At 68.3% G+C, this 3525-nt stretch carries 3 protein-coding genes and 1 pseudogene; 3 read left to right on the plus strand and 1 reads right to left on the minus strand.

Going from position 1 to position 3525, the window contains the following annotated elements; all coding sequences use genetic code 11:
- From QZH66_RS14580 to QZH66_RS14590, 3 genes and pseudogenes are all read left to right on the plus strand, one after another.
- Positions 1–543, plus strand: a 543-nt coding sequence (locus tag QZH66_RS14580; RefSeq protein ID WP_305806653.1) for an IS30 family transposase, incomplete at its 5' end; no start/stop codon positions are given.
- Between the two features lie 6 nt (positions 544–549).
- Positions 550–942 (plus strand): annotated as a pseudogene (locus QZH66_RS14585) (OST-HTH/LOTUS domain-containing protein); the annotation flags it as partial.
- A gap of 189 nt (positions 943–1131) precedes the next feature.
- Complete coding sequence (locus QZH66_RS14590) at positions 1132–1752, plus strand: glutathione S-transferase (protein WP_305806654.1); 621 nt, start codon at positions 1132–1134, stop codon at positions 1750–1752.
- A gap of 112 nt (positions 1753–1864) precedes the next feature.
- Here the strand turns inward: QZH66_RS14590 and QZH66_RS14595 are convergent.
- Positions 1865–3525, minus strand: a 1661-nt coding sequence (locus QZH66_RS14595; protein WP_305806655.1) for a primosomal protein N', incomplete at its 5' end; no start/stop codon positions are given.

The following is a 3525-nucleotide window of genomic DNA, read 5'->3' on the forward strand; positions in this document are numbered from 1 at the left end:
CAGAAGACAGAGAACCACGGCCGGATTACCGACACCGTCTCGATCCGCGAGCGGCCGGCCAATGCCGAGGATCGGGCTGTGCCAGGGCATTGGGAGGGCGATCTGCTGTTCGGTGATCGGAACAGTCAAATCGCTACGCTGGTGGAGCGACAGACCCGCTACCTGATGCTGGTGAAGGTGGCAGGTAAGGACACCCAGACCGAGGACAACGCTCAGATCAAGAACGCAAGTCGCCTGCCGACGCAGCTGTACCGGTCACTGACTTGGGATCGAGGCAAGGAGATTGCAGGACACCGTCGCTTCACCCATGCCACCGACATACAAATCTATTTATGCGACACCCACCAACCTTGTCAACCCGGCAGCAACGAGAACACCAACGGCCTACTGCGGCAGTACTTCCCCAAGGGCATCAGTCTTGCCGATGTCACGCAGGCGAGACTGGATGCAGTGGCACGACAGCTCAATGAGCGGCCACGCAAGACGCTGGGCTACGAAACGCCTGCAGAGCGATATCGACGAACTGTTGCGTCGATCGGTTGAATCCAAGGTGAAAAGAAGACGCCGCTGCCGTTCGTCAATGCCTGCTCCAAGTTCACCTATCTGGAAGCCCTGGGCGAAGCGCGCGATGGCGCCGCCGGTGCCGAGCCGGGCAGCGATGCGCGGCCGCGGATGAGCGCGGCCGAATTGCGCAAGGACGTGCGCCTGGTGCAGATGCTGCGCAGCGCCGTGGCCGCCGCTGAAGGCGACGACGGCTGGTCGCACCTGGGCCCGGTCGGCAGCCAGATCGGCAACCAGGCGTCGTTCGATTCACGCAACTACGGCTACGGCAAGCTCAGCGACCTGATCGTGGCCACCGGCCTGTTCGAGCTGAAGAAGGAAGGCAAGTCGTTCTATGTGCGGGTGCTGCCGAAAAAGCCGGCGCTCAAGCGCGCCAAATGACGCCATCAAAGGAGCGGGCACGCCGCGCTCGCGGCGCTGCCCCCAGCCGCCATGGCGGCTCGGCAATGGGTGGCTGGGCGATGCACGGGTGATCACTGGCCGGACCTGCGCGCCGCGCGGCTGCAGATCACTGCGGTCGCGGCCCGCGCGTGGCAGCGGCGCCGGGCTTGAAACGACGGGAGCGATGACATGTTGAGGATCTGGGGCCGGCACAACTCCAGCAATGTGCGCAAGGTGCTGTGGTGCGCGGAGGAGATCGGCATCGCCTACGAGTCGATCGAGGTCGGTGGCGCGTTCGGCGGTACTGCCGATGCCGCGTATCGGGCGATGAATCCCAATGGCCTGGTACCGGTGATCGAAGACCATGGCCTGCCGTTGTGGGAATCCAACACCATCGTCCGCTACCTGTCGGCGCGCTATGCGCTGGACCGGTTGTATCCGGCCGATCCGCTGCAGCGTGCCCTTGGCGAAAAATGGATGGACTGGACCAGCGCCACGTTCGCCCCGGTGTTCCGCGACCTGTTCTGGGGCATGCTGCGGACCCCGCCCGAAGCGCGCGACACGGTGAAGATCGCCGCCGCCCTGGAGCGCTGCAGCCGCTTGCTGGAGATGGCCGACGCCGCCCTGGCCACGCAGCCATGGCTGTCGGGCGAACACTTTGCGATGGGCGACATTCCGCTGGGCAGCTTCATCTACGCCTGGTTCGAGATGCCGATCATCCGCCCCGAACTGCCACATCTGGCCGCCTGGTATGCGCGCCTGCAGCAGCGCCCGGCGTACCGCAAGGCGGTGATGACGCCGCTGACCTGACCTCACCCGGCCTCACCTCACCCGGCCCAGCCCGGCCCGGCCCGCCTGCGTGATTGCCGGAGCTGCCCGCGCAGTGGCGCTGCTGCGCGGCCCGGCGCTACGCAGGCACCGCTCAGTACAGGTCCAGCGGATCCACATCCAGCGACCAGCGCACGCGTCGGGCCAGCGGCAGGGCGTGGATTGCCGGCATCACCGCATCGAGCAGCTTGTGCAAGGGCCGCCGGTGCGAGGCCGACAGCAGCAGCTGGGTGCGCTGGAAACCGGCACGGCGCGGCATCGGTGCCGGCATCGGGCCGAACTGCTCGACCGCGCTGTCGCGGGCAATCAGGTCGCGTACGCCGGTCAGGAACTCATTGGCCTGTTCCACCTGTTTGGCCTCGGCGCGCAACAGCGCCAGGTGTGCGAATGGCGGGAAGCCGGCCGCCTCGCGCTGTTCCAGCTCGGCATCGGCGAAGGCGTGGTAGCCGCCATTGACCAGCGTGTGCAGCAGCGCGTTGTCCGGGTGGTGGGTCTGCAGCCAGACCTCGCCCGGGCGCTCGGCGCGACCGGCGCGGCCGGCGACCTGGATCAGCTGCTGGGCCAGCTTTTCGCTGGCGCGGAAGTCGGCCGAGAACAGGCCTTCATCGATTCCGACCACCACCACCAGGGTCAGTTTCGGCAGGTCATGGCCCTTGGCCAGGATCTGCGTGCCGACCAGGATGCCCGGGCCGGTGCCCAGCGTGGCCAGGGTCTGCTCCAGCGCATCGCGACGGGCGGTGGTGCTGCGGTCGATGCGCAGCACCGGGAAATCGGGGAACGCCTGCAGCAGCCGTTCTTCCAGACGTTCGGTGCCGATGCCCTGCGGCTGCAGCGCCAGGCTGGCGCAATCCGGGCAGGCCAGCGGCACCGGCGCCCGCGCGCCGCAGTGGTGGCACTGCAGGCGGCGGCCGGCGCCATGCACGGTCATCGGGGTGCGGTGCAACGGGGTGCTGCAGCGTTTGCACGGCGCGGTCCAACCGCAGTCGTGACACAGCAGCACGGGCGCATAGCCGCGGCGGTTCTTGAACACCAGCACCTGGCTGCCGGCTTGGAGGTGCGTGGTGATGCCGGCCATCACTTCCGGCGACAAGCCGTCCTGCAGGGGGCGCTTGCGCACGTCGATCACCCGTACCCGGGGCGGCCGGGCGTCACCGGCCCGCTGTTTCAGCCGCAGGTGCCGGTAGCGACCGCTGCGCGCGTTGTGCAGCGACTCCAGTGACGGCGTGGCGCTGCCCAGGATCACCGGGATATCCAGCGCCTTGCCCCGCACCAGCGCGAAGTCGCGGGCGTGGTAGCGGATGCCGTCCTGCTGTTTGTAGCTGCCGTCGTGTTCCTCGTCGACCACGATCAGGCCCGGATTCGGCAGCGGGGTGAACACCGCCGAACGGGTGCCGACAATCACCTGCGCCTCGCCGCGCAAGGCCGCGGCCCAGACCCGTGCGCGCTCGTTGTCGTTGAGCCCGGAGTGCAGCGCATGCACCGGGATGCCGAGCCGGCTGCGGAATCGGCCCAGGGTCTGCGGGGTCAGGCCGATCTCCGGCACCAGCACCAGCGCCTGTTTGCCCTGGGCCAGGCAGGCGGCGATCGCCTGCAGATAGACCTCGGTCTTGCCGCTGCCGGTCACCCCGTCCAGCAGGAACGGGGTGAAGCCCTGCGCGCCGAGGATGGCGTCGATGGCCGCCTGCTGCTGGTCGTTGGGCTGTGGCCCGCTCGCCGGGTGCGCCGGCCCCGGGGTGGCGGCGACCCCGATGCGCT

The sequence above is a fragment of the Stenotrophomonas sp. YIM B06876 genome, from assembly GCF_030711595.1.
GTDB lineage: Bacteria > Pseudomonadota > Gammaproteobacteria > Xanthomonadales > Xanthomonadaceae > Stenotrophomonas.